Raw genomic sequence first — 18,236 nt, forward strand, 5'->3', positions numbered from 1 at the left:
AGAACCCGGCCGCACCGACCCGATCAGCCCTCGACGGGGCCGCCCACCGCGATGCGGCGGATCAACTGCTCGTGGCAGCGATCGATGTCCGCCCGAGTACACAGTGCGGTCCCGGGACTGCCGAGCGTCGCCGCACCGGCCGCGACGCCGTACCGCACCGCGTCCCGCAACGCCCACCCCCTGACCAGGCCGAACACGATGCCCGCCACCAGGCTGTCACCCGCCCCGACGCCGCTGACCACTGGTACCTCGACGGACGGGCAGTACTCGGCGTCGTCGGCCGTCACGTGTACCGCACCCTCCGCGCCCAGCGACAGCACCACCACAGCGCAGACCCCCCGATCGACGAGATCCCGCGCGGCGGCGACCTGGTCGTCAACGGATCGCAGGTCCCGCCCGACGCAGTCACGTAACTCGCGGATGCTGGGTTTGAGGAGATATACCCCGCGACGGAGCGCGCGCAACGGCGGCCCCGACGTGTCCAGGACCAGGCGCGTACCCAGATCCGACACCGCGTCGGCGACGGTCTGATAGAAGTCCGCCGGCACCCCAGGGGGCAGGCTTCCACTCGCGACGACGTATCGCGCACCCGCCGCCGCGGAGGTCAACCGGTCGAGGCACGAATCGACCTCGAGGGAAGTGAGGGTCGGTCCGGGCAACACGAACCGATACTGCAGCCCGGTCCGCTCCTCATTGACGGTGAAGCACTCCCGGGTCGATCGCCGCATCGTGACGGTCCGACTGTGGACCCGCTCGGAGGCCAGGAGATCCTCCAGCGCGCGGCCACTGTGCCCGCCGGAGGGGAACACCGCAAGCGCGGGTTCGCCGAGCACCGTCAAGACCCGGGCGACATTGATTCCGCCGCCGCCAGGGTCCCGGCGCGGCTCGCCGCAACGCATCTTGTCCGTCGGGACGACCCGCCCGGTGGTGGTCGCGATGTCGAGGGCCGGATTCATGGTCAGCGTGACGACGTCGGTCATCCGGGGCCTCCTGACGGCGGGTCGCCGGCCCGCCGGGCCGGATCGTGCTGTGGCTCCTCCGGTGCATTCCATCGAGCCAGGGCGGCGTCCGTCGCCGCACGCAGCTCGGTCGTCGTGTCGATCCGGGTCGCCGCCGGCCGATGCCGGAGGCGCGCCGCCATCGCGTCGTACACCTCGGCGTTCGCATCCGACTCACCACGTGGCCGCCCGGCGACCCGCTCCAGGGCAACGGACCGCGGCGCCACGCACTCGATCTCTATCAACTCGCTCCGCGTGCGGCGCGCAACCGACTGCGCCCACTCGGTGTACCTCGGATCGATCCACGAGGCGTCGAGCACAACCGACATGCCCCGGCCGAGCAGTTCTGACGCCCGCCCGAGCAGTTCTGTGTAAGTCCGATCGGTCATCTCACGCGTGTACAGGCCGTGCCCGTACTCGGTCGGGCAGGACTGCCGCGGGTCCACGCCCGCCAGCTGCTTCCGTACCTGGTCACTGGACAGGACGGCCGCACCGGCGTCCTCTCCGAGAGCACGCGACAGCGTGGACTTTCCGGTGCCCGGCAAGCCGCCGACCAGGCCCAGCCGCACAGTGCCCCGCCGGAGGTGGCGCACTGCCAGGCCACAGTGCCTGCGGGCATCCGCCCGCGCCGTCGGGGCGCCCTGTGTGTGGCGCAGGGCCGCGACCTTGGCCCGCACGAACGCCCGATACGCGACGAAGTGATTGACCAGCGACCGCGGCGGATCGTCGCTGGACTCCGCCCGAACGCGAGCGAGGAGACCCGCCCCCAGATCCGCCCGGCCCAGATACTCCAGATCCATCACCAGACAGGCGAGGTCATCGATCACGTCGAGATGACGGAGGCGATCATCGAAGTCGAGGCAGTCGAGGATCCGCGGACCGTCCGGGAGACAGAAGATGTCTTCGGCCAGCAGGTCGCCATGGCCGTCGACGATCCGTCCATCGGCGATCCGCTCGGCGAACAGGTCACCGCGACCGGCCAGATAGTCGTGCGCGCGACACTCGATCTCGTCGATCTCCGCCCGTGGGAGGAGGTCCGCATCGTATCCCCGAACCTCGTCGACGTTGTCCCGCCAGCGCGTGAGGACAGCGTCCCGCGTCGCGTCCCGGTCGACGTCGGCGCCGCGCCGGCACCGACGGTGGAAGCGGACCAGCAGGCGGGCGAGGGCATCCAGGTGCACTGCGGGGTCCTCCCCGCCGGCGATCATCGTCGCCAGCCGCCGGTCGTCCGGCATCCGCCGCATCTTCACCAGCGGCTCCGGCGGGCCGCCGTTCGGGTCGGTCAGCTCGGCGACACCCAGATACACGTCGGGACACAGTCTCCGGTTCAGGTCCACCTCCCGGTGGCACGCCGCCGCCCGCAGCTCCGCCGTGCCGAAGTCCAGGAACGCAGTCCGCACCGGCTTCTTCGCCTTGAAGACCACGTCGCCGACCATGAACACATATGCGGTATGGGTTTCCCGCACAGCCGCCGGTGGCGGCGCCGGGTCGGTCGCGCGCACCATTCGCCTCACCTGATCCGTCGATGCCGTCGGTGGAATTCAAACCGGCGTCGCGGACCCCGCCCAGAGTAATTGGTCACCGAAAATGGTCCTTTGCCTCTATCCGCTCCGGCTCCGACGCGCCCATGCTGGACCCGACCCTCGCCTCCCCAGTCGAGCAGGACAACCCGTATGGCCACCATTTACCACGAAACCGCAGGAACCGGAGTCGCCCCGAATTTCACCGACTACGAAGGCGAACGCGCACGCTTCCGTTGGACCGAGGTGGAGCGCGAACTGGGCGAGTCGCCCGGTGGATGCAATATCGCCCACTATGCCGTCGACCGGCACGCCGCCGGACCACTGGCCGACACCCCCGCGTTCCGGTTCGTCTCACAGGAAGGCCGCGACAGCGGCGGACCGACCGCCGACACCCTCACATTCTCCGAGTTCGGCAGGCGTGCACGAACCTTCACCAATGTTCTGCGGAATCTCGGGGTGCAGAAAGGAGAGCGGGTGTTCGTCCTGCTCGGACGGATCCCGGAACTGTACGTCACGGTCCTCGGCGCACTTCGCAACGGCTGCGTCGTCGCTCCACTGTTCTCCGCCTTCGGTCCGGAACCACTGGCCACCCGAATCCGCCTCGGCGACGCCCGCGTCCTGGTGACCACCGAGCGGATCTACCGCCGCCGCGTGGCAGCGATCGCCGACCAGCTGCCCTGCCTGCGCCACATCCTGATCGTGGGGGACGGAGACGACCACCCACCGCCGGGCACGATCGACTTCCGGACCGCGATGGCGGAAGCCGACGACGATGCCGCCACCACCCCGACGGGCCGGGAGGACCCCGCGCTGCTCCACTTCACGAGCGGGACGACCGGCACCCCGAAGGGAGCGATCCACGTTCACGGGGCGGTGGCCACGCACTTCGCCACCGGACGCTACGCCCTCGACCTGCACCCCTCGGACATCTTCTGGTGTACCGCCGACCCGGGCTGGGTGACCGGAACCTCCTACGGGGTGATAACCCCGCTCCTGCACGGCGTCACCTCGGTCGTCGACACCGCCGAATTCGACGCCGAGCACTGGTACCGGATCCTGAGCGATCAATCGGTGACCGTCTGGTACACCGCACCCACCGCCATCCGGATGCTGATGAAGGCAGGGCCCCAACTCGCCCACAAGCACGCCTTTCCGCGATTACGGTTCATCGCCAGTGTCGGCGAACCGCTGAACCCCGAAGCAGTGCTGTGGGGGCGCGACAACCTGGGACATCCGATCCACGACAACTGGTGGCAGACCGAGACCGGCGGAATCATGATCGCCAACACACCGGGCTTCGACATCAAACCGGGGTCGATGGGCCGACCACTACCCGGCGTCGACGCCTGCATCGTCACCCCACCGCGCGATGGGCGCAGAACCGACGACGTGGCGGTCATCGACTCCCCGAACGTGGAAGGCGAACTGGCGCTGCGCCGGGGGTGGCCGTCGATGTTCCGCGGCTACCTGAACGAGGAGGAACGCTATCGCCAGTGCTTCTCCGGCGACTGGTACCTCACGGGCGACCTCGCCAAACGGGACGCCGACGGCTACTTCTGGTTCGTCGGGCGCGCCGACGACGTCATCAAGTCCGCCGGACACCTCATCGGGCCGTTCGAGGTCGAGAACGTCCTCATGGAGCATCCCGCGGTCGCGGAGGCGGGCGTGATCGGGATCCCGGACCCAACGGTCGGGCAGGTGGTCAAGGCATTCGTCACTGTCAAGAGCGGCTGCACCGCCGACGACGGGCTACGCAGGGAGCTGCTCGGCCACGCCCGCACCGCATTGGGAGCCGCTGTGGCACCGAAGGACGTCGAATTCGTCGAGACCCTGCCTCACACCCGCAGCGGAAAGATCATGCGCAGGGTACTCAGGGCTCGCGAACTCGGACTGGCCGAGGGGGACACCTCGACGCTGGAGGCAGGCGGATGACCGGAACCGACTTTCCATACGACAAGGCGTTTGCTGTCGCACTTCTCACCGACATGCTGCGCATCCGTCGGCTCGAGGAGAAGGCGGCAGAACTGTACGGCGCAGCGAAGATCCGCGGCTTCCTTCACCTGTACATCGGAGAGGAGGCCGTCGCCGTCGGCGCCCTGCACGCACTCGACCCGGGAGAGGCCGTGGTCGCCACCTACCGCGAGCACGGGCATGCGCTCGTGCACGGAGTCCCGATGAACGCGATCATGGCGGAGATGTTCGGCAAACGCGAGGGTTGCTCGCGAGGACGCGGTGGTTCCATGCACCTGTTCGACGCCACGACCCGCTTCTATGGGGGCAACGCCATCGTCGCAGGCGGCCTGCCGCTCGCGGTCGGGCTGGCCCTGGCCGACAAGATGCAGGGCATTCAGCGAGTCACCGCCTGCTTCTTCGGCGAAGGAGCAATGGCCGAAGGCGCGTTCCACGAGTCGATGAATCTGGCGTCCCTGTGGCGGCTTCCCGTGCTGTTCTGTTGCGAGAACAACCTGTACGCGATGGGGACCGCTCTGGCCAGATCCGAGTCGCAGACCGACCTGTGTGTCAAGGCCTCCTCCTTCGATGTCCCCACGCTCCGCGCCGACGGGATGGACGTGATCGCCAGCCTCGAAGCCGCCCGGGCCGGGGCCGCGCACGTCCGCACCACCGGACGCCCGTTCTTCATCGAGTTCCGGACCTACCGATTCCGCCCCCACTCGATGTTCGATCCCGAGCTGTACAGAGACAAGGCCGAGGTGGACGCGTGGAAGGAGCGCGGTCCGATCCACACCTTCTCGGCCCGGCTCAAGGAACTCGGCTTGTTCACCGAAGCGGAGTTCCTGCGCATCGACGCCGCGGTGGGCGCGGAGGTGGAGGCCGCAGTCGCGTTCGCCGAGGCCGGCGCCGCCGAGCAACCGGCAGAACTCCTGCGAGACGTGATCGCGCCGATCGACACGGTCGGGGAGGCGCGGTGAAGACCAGCTATCGCGAAGCCGTGCGAGACGCGATCCGGGAGGCTATGCAAGCCGACCATCGGGTCTTCCTCATGGGAGAGGACGTGGGCCGCTACGGAGGCACCTATGCCGTCTCACGGGGACTGCTGGACGAGTTCGGGCCCGACCGGATCCGCGACGCGCCGCTGTCGGAACTCGGATTCGTCGGGGTCGGCATCGGCGCGGCAATCGGCGGGATGCGACCGATCGTCGAGATCATGACCGTCAACTTCAGCCTGCTCGCGCTGGATCAGATCGTAAACACCGCGGCGTCGCTCCGCCACATGTCCGGAGGCCAGTTCTCCGTGCCAGTCGTTATCCGAATGGCAACCGGTGCAGGGCGCCAACTCGCCGCGCAGCACTCCCACAGTCTCGAGAACTGGTATGCGCACATACCCGGAATCCGGGTACTCGCCCCGGCCACCGTCGCAGACGCCAGGGGCATGCTCACACCCGCACTCGAGGATCCGGATCCGGTGATCATGTTCGAGCACGTACGGCTCTACAACACGACCGACGACCTGACACAGACACAACCGGTGGACATCGACACCGCCCACATCCGTCGTGCCGGTACAGACGTCAGCCTCGTCTCGTACGGGGGGTCACTGCCGAAGGTGATGGCCGCGGCAGACGTGCTCGCAGACCTGGGGATCGACTCCGAGGTCATCGATCTGCGGGTGTTGCGGCCTCTCGACACCGAAACAATCGTCGGGTCCGTGTCCAGGACTCGACGCGTCGTCGTCGTCGACGAAGGATGGCGCAGCGGCAGTCTCGCCGCGGAGGTGATCGCCCGGATCGTGGAGTCCGCGTTCTACGAACTCGACGCTCCACCGCAGCGGGTGTGCAGCGCCGAGGTTCCGGTTCCGTACGCCAAACATCTGGAGGAGGCTGCGCTACCGCAAGTGGACACGATCGTGTCCGCGGTACGAGCCGCCGTCGGAGTCCGGTGACCGGGAGGCCCGATGTTCGAGTTCACACTGCCTTCGCTGGGGTCAGACATGGATGAGGGCACGCTCACCGACTGGCTCGTTGCACCAGGCGACGAAGTGGAGCGCGGCCAGGCCATCGCAACCGTCGACACCGTCAAAGCGGCCGTCGACGTCGAGATCTGGCGTCCAGGCACCGTTCGTCAACTTCTCGTCGAGCCCGGTACCACGGTGTCGGTGGGAACACCCCTCGCGACATTGCTTGAACCGGGGGAGCAACCGCCAACCGGACCGGCACCGCCCACCCGCGTACACATCACCCCGGCTGCACGCCGGGAAGCCGACACGCGGGGGATCGACCCGGCGACGCTCACCGGGACGGGTCCGGAATCGGTTGTCACCCTGAGCGACGTGCTTCACGCCGCCGACGACGGCCGCGGCACCGCTGGAGCCAAACCCGGTCCAACCGAGGAGCGGGTCCGCGACATGCGCGGGGCGATCGCCGCTGCGATGAGCCGTTCGAAACGGGAGATCCCGCACTACTACCTCGCCGAGGACATCCCGCTCCGAACCGCGACCGACTGGCTCGAGACCGAGAACGCCGGACGCCCGGTGACCTCGCGAATCCTGATGGCCGCCCTGCAACTGAAGGCCGTGGCACTCGCCGCCGTACAGTTCCCCGAAATCAACGGAGTCTGGCGGGACGGCGAGTTCCGGTCGCCGACGTCCGTCCACGTCGGGGTCGCAATATCCCTGCGGCAGGGCGGACTGGTCGCGCCCGCGATCCACGACACCGCGGACAAGCCCCTCGACCAGCTGATGCGAGAACTCACCGATCTCGTCGCCCGCGCCCGTGCCGGATCACTGCGCAGCTCCGAGATGTCCGACCCCACGATCACGGTGACCAACCTCGGCGAGCAGGGCGTGCGCACTGTCTACGGGGTGATCTACCCACCGCAGGTCGCGCTGGTCGGTTTCGGCAGACCCTGTCACCGCCCATGGGCCGTCGACGGGACGCTGTCCGTGGTACCCGTGGTCACCGCCACCCTGGCCGCCGACCACCGGGTCTCCGACGGACACCGCGGCGCGCAGTTCCTCGCCGGGATCCGAGATCGTCTGCAACGCCCGAACGACCTGTGAGGAGCCGAACGTGGATGCTGCCGAGATAGAGTCCGCCGTGGTGACCGCACTCGAGGACATCGCCCCTGAGGTCTCGGGGCAGGAACTGGCCCCGGACTCCCCGCTCCGCGATCAGGTCGACCTCGACTCGATGGACTGGCTGAACCTTCTGGTCCGGCTGCATGCACGGTTCGATGTCGACATACCAGAATCCGACTACGGCCGCCTCGTCACCCTGCGCGACCTGACCGACTACCTGGCCGCTCGGACACCGGGCTAGAGGGGAAGGTCGTCGTGGTCGATCGAGCGGCGCGAGGGCAACCGGTGCGCTGGCGCCGAGCCCTCGAGCCCGCGCTCCTGGTCGTCACCGCCAGCGCACTCGCCGCCGGCGCCCTCGCCTGGCTCGTCGGTGCATCCACCCTCGCGGACCGGTGCTGGATCGCAGGGACCCTGGCCGCGATCGTCCCGTCCGTCTGGTGGGTCGTCGACGCGATGCGCCGCGGCCGGATCGGGGTGGATCTGATCGCCGTGCTCGCGCTGATCGGCACGCTGCTGGTCGACGAGTATCTCGCCGGCGCACTCATCGCGGTCATGCTGGCGACCGGGCGCAGCCTCGACGCCGCGGCGACCCGCCGCGCGTCCAAGGACCTGCGCGCCCTGCTCGATCGCGCCCCACGCTCGTCCCGCCGTCGTGTCGGGGACGACGTCGAGACCGTGCCGATCGACCGGATCCGAACGGGCGACGATCTGATCGTCGGCCCCGGCGAGACCGTTCCCGTCGACGGCTGGGTCACCGACGGCCCAGCGGTGCTGGACGAATCGGCACTCACCGGGGAACCCGACCCGGTCGTGCGCCGTCCCGGCGAAGCCGTGCGCTCGGGCGTCGTCAACGCCGGCGACGTCTTCGAGATGGAGGCGGGCGCTACCGCAGACGACAGCACCTACGCCGGCGTGGTGCGGCTGGCACGCGAGGCCGCCGCCGAGTCCGCGCCGGTCGTCCGGCTCGCGGACCGGATCGCCGCATGGTTCGTACCGGTGGCGGCCGCTGTCGCGGTGACGGCGTGGGCGGTCAGCGGCTCCGCGGACCGCGCAGTGGCGGTACTCGTCGTTGCGACCCCGTGCCCGCTGCTGCTCGCAGCGCCGGTCGCGATCGTCTCCGGCCTCTCCCGGGCCTCCCGAATCGGGGTGGTGATCCGCAGTGGGGGCGCCCTGGAGAACCTCGGCCACGCGCGCACCCTGGTGATGGACAAGACCGGCACCCTCACCACCGGGCGACCCACGGGCACCGACATCGTGGCGGCCCCCGGCCAGGACCGCGCCGAGGTCCTGCGACTGGCCGCATCCGCCGACCAGCTGTCGCCGCACGTCCTCGCCGCCGCCCTGGTGCAGGAGGCAAAGGTGCGGAAGCTGACCTTGTCGTATCCCGCCGACGTCGTGGAAGAGGCCGGCACCGGAGTGACCGCGACCGTGGATGGTCGCCGGGTGACCGTCGGCGCCCGGCCACTGCCGCCCGACGCCCCCGGCTGGGCCCGCGCGACCCTCGCCCGCAGTGCCCTCGACGGCGTGGGCGTCGCGTGGGTGACCGCGAACGACGAGCTGCTCGGCGCCCTGTTGTTCGCGGACCCGCTGCGTCGAGATGCACCTCGCACCCTGCGCCGACTCCGATCGGCCGGACTGAGCAGACTCGTCATGCTCACGGGGGACCGGCGCGAGCCCGCCGAGGAGATCGGGAGGGTCCTCGGCCTCGATCAGGTGTATGCCGAGCAGAGCCCGTCGGACAAGGTCGCAGGTGTGCGCCGGGAGCGGGAATCAGCGGTGACGGTGATGGTGGGCGACGGCGTCAACGACGCTCCCGCTCTCGCCGCGGCAAGCGTGGGAGTCGCGATGGGAGCGCGAGGCTCGACGGCAAGTTCGGAGGCCGCGGACATCGTGTTGACCACGGACCGCCTCGACCGGCTGGCCGACGCCATGGAGATCGCGCGCCGCTCACGCCGCATCGCGGTGGAAAGCGCGGCGGCGGGCATGGGAATGTCCCTGGTCGCCATGGGTTTCGCCGCGGCCGGGTGGCTCACGCCTGCCCTCGGGGCGCTGCTGCAGGAGGCGATCGACGTCGCCGTCATACTCAACGCACTTCGCGCCCTGCGCGGCGAACGCGCACCGGACAGCGCGGTACCGCCACAAACCGATCGGCTGCTGCACCGCTTCTCCGCCGAACACGAAGCGATGCGCGACAAGCTGGCCCTGCTGCGCGACGTCGCCCAGTCGGTGTCCGCCGGCGATCAGGCACACGCGGTGACCTCGCTACGCCGAGCCGACGACTTTCTCACCGGAACGCTCCTGCCGCACGAGCGCGCCGAGGAGACGGAACTGTATCCGGCGCTCGCAGGCCCGCTCGGCAGCGGGGAAGCCACCGCCACCATGAGCCGGATGCACGCCGAGATCGACCGGCTCGGTCGCCGGCTGCACAACCACCGACGACGGGTCGACGCGCGGGGTGGACTCGACCCCGACCAATCCGAAGACCTGCTGGCCTGCCTGTACGGGCTGTACGCATTGCTGCGACTGCACTTCGTCCAGGAAGAAGAGAGCTACTTCACGCTCGCCACCCAGGGAGACGACCCCGACCGCCCTGGATGACGGTGCCCGCAACTCCCGCCGTCACCGGCGACCCTCGCCCGGTACCACGGTGAACACCGAGTCGGTCGGTCGGCGCGGCGTCTGCCGGGGCGGGAGCTCCCTCGTCGCGACGCCCACCCTGATCAGCACCTGCGGGAACCCGCGGTCGGGGAGGAGGCCGCGGACCAACTCCCGGCTCGGCGTCAGCTCCGTGACATGGGTGAGGGGACAGGTCGCAAGCCCGTCGACGGTGGCCTCGAGCAGCACCACCGACAGCGCCTCCCCGGCACGGAGCCAATCCGGCCGGCCATCCGCGGTGGTGCTCAGCACCAGAACGGTCGACCGGTCGACCTCCTCGGCGGAGTAGTCGTCCTCACCAGCGGGAAACTCACGCCCGATGTCCACCCGGGACCGCTCCTCGTCGGTGGCGAGCGCTTCCGGCGGTATCCCGCCCGATGTGAGGAAATGTCCTGCCCACCAGCGGAGTTCGGCCTGGTACGTGGCGTCGTACCTGCGCGCCGAAGCCGTCGCGGCGGTGGCCTCCGCCAACGTCGGCCGAGCATCCGCGGGCAGGACCGTCAGCTGGACGCCCCGTCGTCCGACCAGATCCTGCAGGTGCGCGGGGAGCCGTTGCTCACCCCCGAGCGGGCCGAACGGCCGACGATCGGAACTGCGGTGGCGGATCGCGGCAACCAGGTCGAAGTCGTGCGAACGCGGACTTGCGTCCCTCTGGAATCGAACGGTCGAGAGGTGGTCCGACGCCGCCCCCTCGGGGAACCGCTCGACATCCGATCTCCAGCGGAGCGTGGTGAGCGCCGTCTCCAGATGCTGCAAGGCCGCACCACAACTGACCACCAACTGCCTGCCCGACGGATCCATCGACGGCAGGAGCCTGGCACGCTCGGCATACAGCTCCAGCCGGCCGCCCGAGTACGTCCACTGCCACGGCTGACTGTTGTGAACCGAAGGCGCACGCCCCGCGAGATCCACAGCGATTCGGACCACGTTCACGTCGGGAAAGGTGTTCACGATCGTCTCCACTTCCGCCCGATGCGCGGACACGGCCCATGCCGCGGAGCGGGCCCATGCAGTCAGTGTCCCGCCAACCCGGTGCGCCGGGTTAGGGCCGATTGTCACTCGGTGAACGGGCGCGTTGCCGCGGCGCGGATCGGGATCGATGACGTTTGTCCCTTGATCCAGGTCGGTTCGCGCCGCCGCGATCGGGGAGACCACTCGGATTCGCGCGCAGGGCGTGCGGGGGAGGGAATGGCGGGTGAGCGCATCCGCGAAGAGCAATTTTCCGCTATCGCCGGTAGCGGCAATTCCTGCCGACTTCCTGCCAGTCGCCTGTCGGTCCGGACCGGACGTCGGTGTGTGGAATACGCTGCGACCCGGCGTCCCGGCCGAGCGCGGATTCCGGACAGAATGCGCGCGTCGTGACGGCGCGAAGACGACAGAAGGATGGTAGGAGTGCGAATGTCCGCGATGGGCAGAGTTGTCACGCTCGCGGGAGCGGCAACACTGGTCGTGCTGTTCGGGCGGCGTCGCGACCGGACCGGCAACATGTCCACGGGGTTCGGCTTCGGTCCGAATGAGCGCGGACCCGGTTCGGGGACAGACGATTTCGGCTACGATTCCGGCGCAGACCCCGACAGCGACCTGCCGGAATCCGGGCCGGGCGGGCAACACGGCGAGGCATGACGACCCGTCACGACCGACGGGCAGACATCAATCCGGGGGCTGCGGTAAGGATCCATTACCGCAGCCCCCGGATTACGTTGTGTCGCCTAGCCTTCCAGGGTGGTCGGCGACTCCGAGTCGGAGCTCCCGTCACTGATCTTGGAAATGATGTTGATCAAACCCGAGACCGCCTGGAACAGGCCGATGATCTCCGATGAACCCATGATGAAACCCCCGATGTGCGATGTGAAGTGCGCCAGAACCGGCGCCGGGCAAAGTGTAAGGACGCGTTTCGATCCGCCACATGACCTAGCTCGCGGAGTGCGACGCGGATCATATCGGCCGGCGAATGTGACAGTGCCCGAACAAGCACACCGCCGCACCGAGGACCGACTCGGGGTCGGTTCGACACTCAACCCGGTTCGGCGTCCTGGTTCCCCCACTTCAATACGTCACAGTGACGTATTGAAGTGGGGGAACCGGAGGCAGGGAGCGAGGGCCGAGGAACCGGGATACCGACTCGGTTACTGCGTGCCGACCAGAGAGGGCGAGACCGACATTCGGCCGTGGCGACACAGCCGGCCGAGCCGCGGCCAGGCGCCGCCACGAAGGCCGGCCGGAGCGACGGGTCGGCGGATGCGGTGCGCGACGCACGCCGGTTGCCAACGGCGCCCACGAAGGCCGACACAAGGACCATCGGACGAACTCCGGCAAGGAAGACGTCGACGGCCGCGAACTGCGGACAACGGTCGTCACCGAAAGGCACCGAAAGGCACCGAAAGGCACCGAAAGGCACCGAAAGGCACCGAAAGGCACCGAAAGGCACATTATCACCGCAATTCATGCCCACCCGATAAGGAACATTATGTCAGTTTGAATGGATCGGGGTGTCCCCGCACAGGGCCGCGCACCGGATGCCGAGCATCGGCACCCTACCCGTGGGTCCGTGTCGTCGAGCCGTGGCGGGCCGGACCCAACCCGGTGGCCCCGACCGCCTGCCGACCCCATTCGGACGAGGCCACGCGGACCGTGTCCGTACCGACCCGACGCCCGGGTCTCTACGCAAAGACCGCCGTGTGTCGTCGTGACACACATGCAGGATCATTCGGGCCGGCATCCGGACGGCCGCCGCATCGGCACCGGAACACCGGACGCGGCTACGCTCCCCACGTGGAGGCCCGGGACCTCGACCGAGTTTCATGGATAATTGCGATTATCCATGAAATATATTGCGCAGCAACAGCATTCACTCATCGCGACTACCCGTGTGAATCGCCGGCATAGTTGGCCAATTGTCAAGATGGTTAACCAACCTCAGATTGCGGGGCAATCATGACGGTCCCAGCGAACTGGCAGTCGTAGCGCACTCGCATACTGTGCGGGTGCGATCTGAGGTGCCCCCTGCCGCTGCACGCACCCTCCCGGGGAGCGTGACCCGCCGGACCATGTCCCGAACAGGCGAAGGATCGCAATGATGAGCCCGAGACGTAGCGTGCGTCAGGGGGCGGCTGGTGTGCTTGCTGCGGTGAACGCGCAGCTGGGCCGTCCGATCTCGACACCTCTGGATGCTGAAGCCATCGCCCGGACTGCGTTCCTCGAGCTTGATCAGCTACCCGTGGCGGACTTGGCCCCGTTGTCCGAACTGTCGAACCTGACCGAACTGCGATTGCATGGGGAGGTAGTGATCGATCTTCGCCCGCTGTCGACGCTGACCGCGTTGCAGAGGCTCGACCTACGCTGGTCGCCTGTGCGGGACGTGTCCCCGTTGGCGGGCCTGAACGCTCTCACCCACCTCTACCTCAGCGCAACGGAAGTCAGTGATGTGTCCCCGCTTGCCGGTCTGACCGGACTGGAGTTTCTGGACCTGCGCTGGACGCCACTCCGGGACGTCGACCCCCTGGGGGGCCTGAGCGGCCTCACCTGCCTCAAACTCGCGGAGACCGAGGTGGTCGACGTGGCTGCGCTGGCGAGCCTGACGGGCCTGACCTGGCTCGACCTCGAGGGGACCTCGATCACGGACGTCTCGCCACTGGCCGGCTTGCCGCATCTGGGAATGCTCGAACTCTCCGGATCGCACGTCACAGATGTTTCCTCGCTGCGCAGCATGGCCAACCTGACCATCATCGACGGGTGAGTGGACGGAAGGACGACTGGGTGCGCCAGTGCCGGAAGTCGCATTGGGCCGCCATCACCAGGACTGGAACCTGCGCCTGCGTCCGGGCGAGAAATGAGTACGAGAAAGCCGGCAATGAGCACGATGGCGACTACCAATTTTCCCCGGTGGATCACCTGCAACGGTGTGCAGGTGATCCACGCAGCCCCACATTCGAGGCTTCCGAAGCCGGATACGAAGGCCTTTCGTCGTCGATTACCCCGCGACGTCGCGGCGGCGGAATCCCGGTAATGCGACAGCGAGGAGGACCGCCACCGTACCCAGGGAGACCAGGACGGCTGGCACGGATAGTCCGTTGCGGAGGGGATCGTGTCCGGCGTACTGAAAGAACGGCGAGAACCTCTGCCACGGCTCGAGCCAGGACACGACAGGACCGAGGCCATTGACGACGTACGCGAGGACGGCCGCGACGGCAGGCACGGCACGACTGACCATGGTGTGCCCGGTCAGCGCGCCGAGCATGGTCGCGAGTGTGCCGTACACGAGGGCGAGCAGCGACAGGTGCACCATCGTCGCGGCGACGTTGCCGGCGGGCAGGTCCATGTCGACCAGACGTCCCTCCGCAATCAGAGCGACTCCGGTGACGATCCCGAGCAGCGCGACTCCCACCGCCATCGCGGCGAACTTCTCCACGACGATTCGGCTACGGCCGATCGGGCTGGACAACAGCAGGCCCAGGGTGCGACGCTCCTCCTCCCCCGCGACCGCTGCGGCGCCGGTGGCGATCGCGTACAGCAGCAGCAACAGCGGGCCCATGAACGAGAGTAGTTCCACCTGCACGTAGCCGACTGCGGTGGACATGTCCGCACCGGACATCACGAACAGCGCCCGCATCGCCTCCGGCATCTGCTCGACGAAGTCACTGATCGACGGTTGGTCCCGCACACTCGGCCAGATCGCGACATACATGGCGACCAGCAACACCAGCCCCACCGCCCAGGCGGGCAGCGACCGCCGCTGATCCCACAGAGATTTGGTGAAGACGGTGCGGGTGGCCACTGCCCGGCTGAAATCGATGTCCGGCATCACGGATCCTCCGAGCCGTACAGCGCGAGGAAGGTCTCGTCGAGGCTCGCCTCAGCGCATTCGAAATCGATGAGGGGGTACCGCGCTACGTGTTTGACGAGACCATCCAGCGCAGACTGCGGTGCGCTACAACGGAGGACGGTTCCATCGATCACGACATCGCGCACGTCCTCGATGCGCCGGAAGTCCTCGACGTCCACCGGATCTGCAAACTCGGCGACAACATGGTGCAGCGACTTCGCCTGCAGGTCCTCGAGTGTCTCGACGGCCACCAGATGGCCGTCACGCAGGACACCGACACGGTCCGCGACCCGCTGCACCTCGCTCAGGACGTGGGAGGAAAGCAACACAGTCCCTCCCGCGGTGGTGTGCTCACGCAGAATCGCGTAGAACTCCAGTTGTACGAGCGGATCCAGGCCGCCCGTCGGCTCGTCGAGGATCAGCAGCTCGGGGCGCGTCATCAGCGCGAGCACCAGTGCGAGCTTCTGCCGGTTGCCCTTGGAGAGTGCACGTACCGTCTTGCCGAGTTCCAGATCGAGGCGGGAGGCCATGGCATCTGCGTACTGCGTGTCACGGTCCCTGCGAAGGTTCTGCACGTAATCGATGTGTTGGCGCCCGGTCATTCTCGGATACAGGGCGAGCTCGCCGGGAACATAGCCGACGCGTCGACGGACGGATGCCGACGACGCGAACGCATCGATTCCGAACAACTCCGCGGTCCCAGAGGTGGGGCGCAACATCCCCATCAGCAGACGCAGCGTGGTGGACTTCCCGGCACCATTGGGGCCGAGGTACCCGAAGACTTCGCCGCGCTCGATACAGAGGTCGACGGCGGAAAGGGCCGTGAGCCGACCGTAGGTCTTTGTCAGCTTCTGGGTCCGCACTATCACATCCGACGCGGAGGCCATTCCTCGACTATGTCAGCTTCCCCGCAGGGCAGGCCAGAGGCTTTCGGCCTCTCCCGTGATCGGCACCCGGACACCTCGTCGGGAGCTTCGAAACGGGCCTTGTCGTCGTGACGTCTCATCTCACGGACCATCCCGGTGACGATCCGAAGCCTCTCCACTCGCTGTCCCACTGCGCCAGTCGCAGTTTCGTGTGCAAACTGTGCAGCCCCAGATTCAGACCGGTGCACACCACAGCTGCCGTCACCCACAGCGCAATCGAGTCGTCGATCGCGGTAGCAGCATTCTCCGCTCCAGTCCGCGGTGAATCGACTGGCGTTCCGCTCCCGTCCACCCAGATGGATATGGTCTGCGCGGCTTTCGCACCAGGCCCGACCGTGATGGTGTCGGAGTGATCGATACCCCGCACCTGCCATCGCGCGCGGGCGTGCCCTTGGCCGGCGGCGGTTCCCGCCATAGTGCTCACTGCCTCGCTGTTGGCATCCTCGAGCAGCACCGCCTGCACTTCACTGTGGGTAGAGCGCTCGGTCCGAGCCTGATCGGTCAAGCGGGTGTAGGTCGCGGTACCGATTGCGGCGAAGATCGGGACCAGGAACAGCAGGATGGCCGCAGAGGCGAGAACGGCCCACGCCTCGAGCCGATCGCTACCGCGCATCAGCCGATTGCTGTTCCACGGACGCAATCGCCACAATCGCGCCGGTATGGTGTTGACCTCCATCATCCAGTTCTTTCACATCATCCGATTCGAGCGCCCGAAACTCCCGAGCGGTTATGCATCGAGGTGAACCCGTTCGTGAGTGACTGCCTCGAGATCTGTGGCCGCCGTATCGATCAGCCGGTGGGCCAGGTCGGCGAGTGCGCGTGCGACGGCCAACTCGTCGCCGATCTCTGGGATGTCGGCGTCCCGTGGGTTGCGACGTGCCACTCCGATGCCGACCAACGACGTGGCGTCCTTCGTTCGAAGCCGGGCCTCCGCTCGGGTCCGGGTTTCACCCGTCGTGGAATCGTGTTCGTCGATGATGATGTCCACCGACCACTTCTTCTCGTGCAGATTCATGATGGCGGTGTCACCTCCCTGCCATGTCAAGGAAAATGCCGAGTCCAGCATGGAGGCATGGCCGTCAGGTGAATAGAGTCGAAGGACCATCTTTGGTGACCTGCTCCTCTGACCGACGGCTGGCAACGACGATCGAGGTCGGCCGACCGTTGCTCCGGACGCTCGTGGCGGCACATCCGCGGCGTGGACAATGTCGTTGATGCCTTACCCTGCGAGACAGGGCCCGCTGCCGAGGACAGTCAGCGGAGTTCCCCGGCGATCCTGCTCGCCCACGTTGCCACGTCGGCGAGGTCCCGATTGTCACCGTAGTGTGCCCCCAGCAGCCGGATGATCAGCCGTGTACGTCGCTCGGGCGGGCGTTCGAACACCCCAGCAAAGGCGTGATAGTCGTTGACGCCCAAAGTGTCGCGGATTCTGGCGATCGGTTTCGGCACCATCCGCCCCAGTCGTGCGCCCACGGGGCCACGAAGTGCGGGGCCCATGCCCACGCTGAACAACCATGTCGGCCGCGTCGACAACGCAGTATGACGGCGATCGAGATACGCGCGGAACGCGGGAAGGACGTCTCGGTCGTGGATTGCGCTTCCGAGCACGACCCCGCCGAACGAACTCGGATCGGGGTCCTCGTCCACCGAGGCGGTGTGCACGGATACGTCGGCGGCCGTGAGCGTGGCGGCTATGTGGTTGGCGATCGTGGCTGTCGAACCGTGTGCGCTGGCGTAGACCACGAGAACGTGGGGGTTTTCGCTCATCGCCGCGAGCCCCGTGCCGAGAGACCGCGACGGCTGCGGGTCATGCGCGCCGGGGCGGCCGACTCCCCCTTACGATGGCCCGTTGGACCTCGGCAATCCTGTTCCGTTTCCGGGCGTCTTCCCGTTCCATGTCGGCTGCCGGAACGACGTGCGCGTCCGGGCCGGGGAAGACCAACGCCTCGTGGCCGTCGTGCAGCCATTTGACCAGGTATGGCGGTGTACCGTCCTCCCGTCGCACCCCGAGGATCTGTCCGACCTCGTCTGCGGCACCGACGGTCGTTCCCTTGACGACGAGCCAGTCTCCCGGTACGGCGTACACACCGCTCCCCCTGTCGTCTCCAGCGACACCCTGTCTTCGGAGCCGCGGTTTGTGCTCCACGCGCCGACCAGGTGGGTGCCAGCGGACTGGGTCGGCCGGGCGACAGCATGCCCACAACTTCCTCCCCCACGTCACTCCCCCGACCCCGCGTTGGAGTAGGGCCGAGAGTCCTCGGACAGACGACACACGTC

At 67.8% G+C, this 18,236-nt stretch carries 17 protein-coding genes; 8 read left to right on the forward strand and 9 right to left on the reverse strand.

All coding sequences use genetic code 11. The annotated features are described in order from the left end of the window. Nucleotides 1-23: 23 nt before the first annotated feature. Both ACWEPG_RS05410 and ACWEPG_RS05415 read right to left on the reverse strand, forming a co-directional pair. A complete protein-coding gene (locus ACWEPG_RS05410; protein WP_452594024.1) occupies nucleotides 24-980 on the reverse strand; it encodes a 1-phosphofructokinase family hexose kinase in 957 nt (318 codons plus the stop codon). Further along, entirely contained in the window at nucleotides 977-2,503 is a 1,527-nt protein-coding gene (locus ACWEPG_RS05415) for a bifunctional aminoglycoside phosphotransferase/ATP-binding protein (RefSeq protein WP_452594025.1), read from the reverse strand. The genes ACWEPG_RS05410 and ACWEPG_RS05415 overlap by 4 nt, the downstream gene beginning before the upstream one ends. Nucleotides 2,504-2,671: 168 nt before the next feature. Here ACWEPG_RS05415 and acsA point away from each other — a divergent pair, with 168 nt between their 5' ends. Genes acsA through ACWEPG_RS05445 form a run of 6 tightly spaced genes read left to right on the forward strand, consistent with a single transcriptional unit; the run spans nucleotide 2,672 to nucleotide 10,154 of the window. After that, complete coding sequence (gene acsA / locus ACWEPG_RS05420) at nucleotides 2,672-4,453, forward strand: acetate--CoA ligase (RefSeq protein WP_452594026.1); 1,782 nt, start codon at nucleotides 2,672-2,674, stop codon at nucleotides 4,451-4,453. Further along, nucleotides 4,450-5,451 (forward strand): pyruvate dehydrogenase (acetyl-transferring) E1 component subunit alpha, encoded by a 1,002-nt coding sequence (gene pdhA / locus ACWEPG_RS05425; protein WP_450113628.1) that lies wholly within the window; start codon nucleotides 4,450-4,452, stop codon nucleotides 5,449-5,451. The genes acsA and pdhA overlap by 4 nt, the downstream gene beginning before the upstream one ends. Further along, a complete protein-coding gene (locus ACWEPG_RS05430) occupies nucleotides 5,448-6,422 on the forward strand; it encodes an alpha-ketoacid dehydrogenase subunit beta (protein ID WP_450113629.1) in 975 nt (324 codons plus the stop codon). Before pdhA ends, ACWEPG_RS05430 begins: the two co-directional genes overlap by 4 nt. A gap of 12 nt (nucleotides 6,423-6,434) precedes the next feature. Next, nucleotides 6,435-7,538, forward strand: a complete 1,104-nt coding sequence (locus tag ACWEPG_RS05435; protein ID WP_450113630.1) for a dihydrolipoamide acetyltransferase family protein — start codon at nucleotides 6,435-6,437, stop codon at nucleotides 7,536-7,538. A 10-nt stretch (nucleotides 7,539-7,548) separates the two neighbouring features. Further along, nucleotides 7,549-7,797: an acyl carrier protein gene (locus ACWEPG_RS05440; protein WP_450113631.1), complete on the forward strand. Its 249-nt coding sequence runs from the start codon at nucleotides 7,549-7,551 to the stop codon at nucleotides 7,795-7,797. A 44-nt stretch (nucleotides 7,798-7,841) separates the two neighbouring features. Next, nucleotides 7,842-10,154 carry a heavy metal translocating P-type ATPase gene (locus tag ACWEPG_RS05445; RefSeq protein ID WP_450113632.1) on the forward strand — a complete coding sequence of 771 codons (2,313 nt, stop codon included), beginning with the start codon at nucleotides 7,842-7,844 and terminating at the stop codon, nucleotides 10,152-10,154. A gap of 21 nt (nucleotides 10,155-10,175) precedes the next feature. Here the strand turns inward: ACWEPG_RS05445 and ACWEPG_RS05450 are convergent, their stop codons facing one another. Continuing rightward, nucleotides 10,176-11,165, reverse strand: coding sequence for an Acg family FMN-binding oxidoreductase (locus tag ACWEPG_RS05450; RefSeq protein WP_450113700.1), 990 nt, complete (start codon nucleotides 11,163-11,165; stop codon nucleotides 10,176-10,178). Between the two features lie 444 nt (nucleotides 11,166-11,609). Between ACWEPG_RS05450 and ACWEPG_RS05455 the strand changes: the two genes are divergently transcribed. Next, complete coding sequence (locus ACWEPG_RS05455) at nucleotides 11,610-11,834, forward strand: hypothetical protein (RefSeq protein WP_452594027.1); 225 nt, start codon at nucleotides 11,610-11,612, stop codon at nucleotides 11,832-11,834. A gap of 1,504 nt (nucleotides 11,835-13,338) precedes the next feature. Next, nucleotides 13,339-13,947 (forward strand): leucine-rich repeat domain-containing protein, encoded by a 609-nt coding sequence (locus tag ACWEPG_RS05460; RefSeq protein WP_450113634.1) that lies wholly within the window; start codon nucleotides 13,339-13,341, stop codon nucleotides 13,945-13,947. Nucleotides 13,948-14,181: 234 nt separating this feature from the next. On the opposite strand, the gene ACWEPG_RS05465 is transcribed toward ACWEPG_RS05460, so the two are convergent. The 6 genes from ACWEPG_RS05465 to ACWEPG_RS05490 all read right to left on the reverse strand — a co-directional run bounded on the left by ACWEPG_RS05465 (nucleotide 14,182) and on the right by ACWEPG_RS05490 (nucleotide 18,231). Then, complete coding sequence (locus ACWEPG_RS05465) at nucleotides 14,182-15,012, reverse strand: ABC transporter permease subunit (protein ID WP_450113635.1); 831 nt, start codon at nucleotides 15,010-15,012, stop codon at nucleotides 14,182-14,184. Further along, nucleotides 15,012-15,920: an ABC transporter ATP-binding protein gene (locus tag ACWEPG_RS05470; RefSeq protein ID WP_450113636.1), complete on the reverse strand. Its 909-nt coding sequence runs from the start codon at nucleotides 15,918-15,920 to the stop codon at nucleotides 15,012-15,014. Before ACWEPG_RS05470 ends, ACWEPG_RS05465 begins: the two co-directional genes overlap by 1 nt. Before the next feature lie 115 nt (nucleotides 15,921-16,035). Continuing rightward, on the reverse strand, nucleotides 16,036-16,635 hold the full coding sequence (locus ACWEPG_RS05475; RefSeq protein ID WP_450113637.1) for an Rv1733c family protein: 600 nt from the start codon (nucleotides 16,633-16,635) through the stop codon (nucleotides 16,036-16,038). A 51-nt stretch (nucleotides 16,636-16,686) separates the two neighbouring features. After that, nucleotides 16,687-16,974 carry a DUF1876 domain-containing protein gene (locus ACWEPG_RS05480; protein ID WP_450113701.1) on the reverse strand — a complete coding sequence of 96 codons (288 nt, stop codon included), beginning with the start codon at nucleotides 16,972-16,974 and terminating at the stop codon, nucleotides 16,687-16,689. Nucleotides 16,975-17,213: 239 nt separating this feature from the next. After that, the gene (locus ACWEPG_RS05485) at nucleotides 17,214-17,702 is read right to left on the reverse strand and encodes a flavodoxin domain-containing protein (RefSeq protein ID WP_450113638.1); all 489 of its coding nucleotides are present in this window, start codon (nucleotides 17,700-17,702) and stop codon (nucleotides 17,214-17,216) included. Between the two features lie 64 nt (nucleotides 17,703-17,766). Further along, nucleotides 17,767-18,231, reverse strand: a complete 465-nt coding sequence (locus tag ACWEPG_RS05490) for a DUF1918 domain-containing protein (protein WP_452594028.1) — start codon at nucleotides 18,229-18,231, stop codon at nucleotides 17,767-17,769. Nucleotides 18,232-18,236 lie beyond the last annotated feature (5 nt).

This window comes from Rhodococcus sp. NPDC004095 (genome assembly GCF_053604015.1).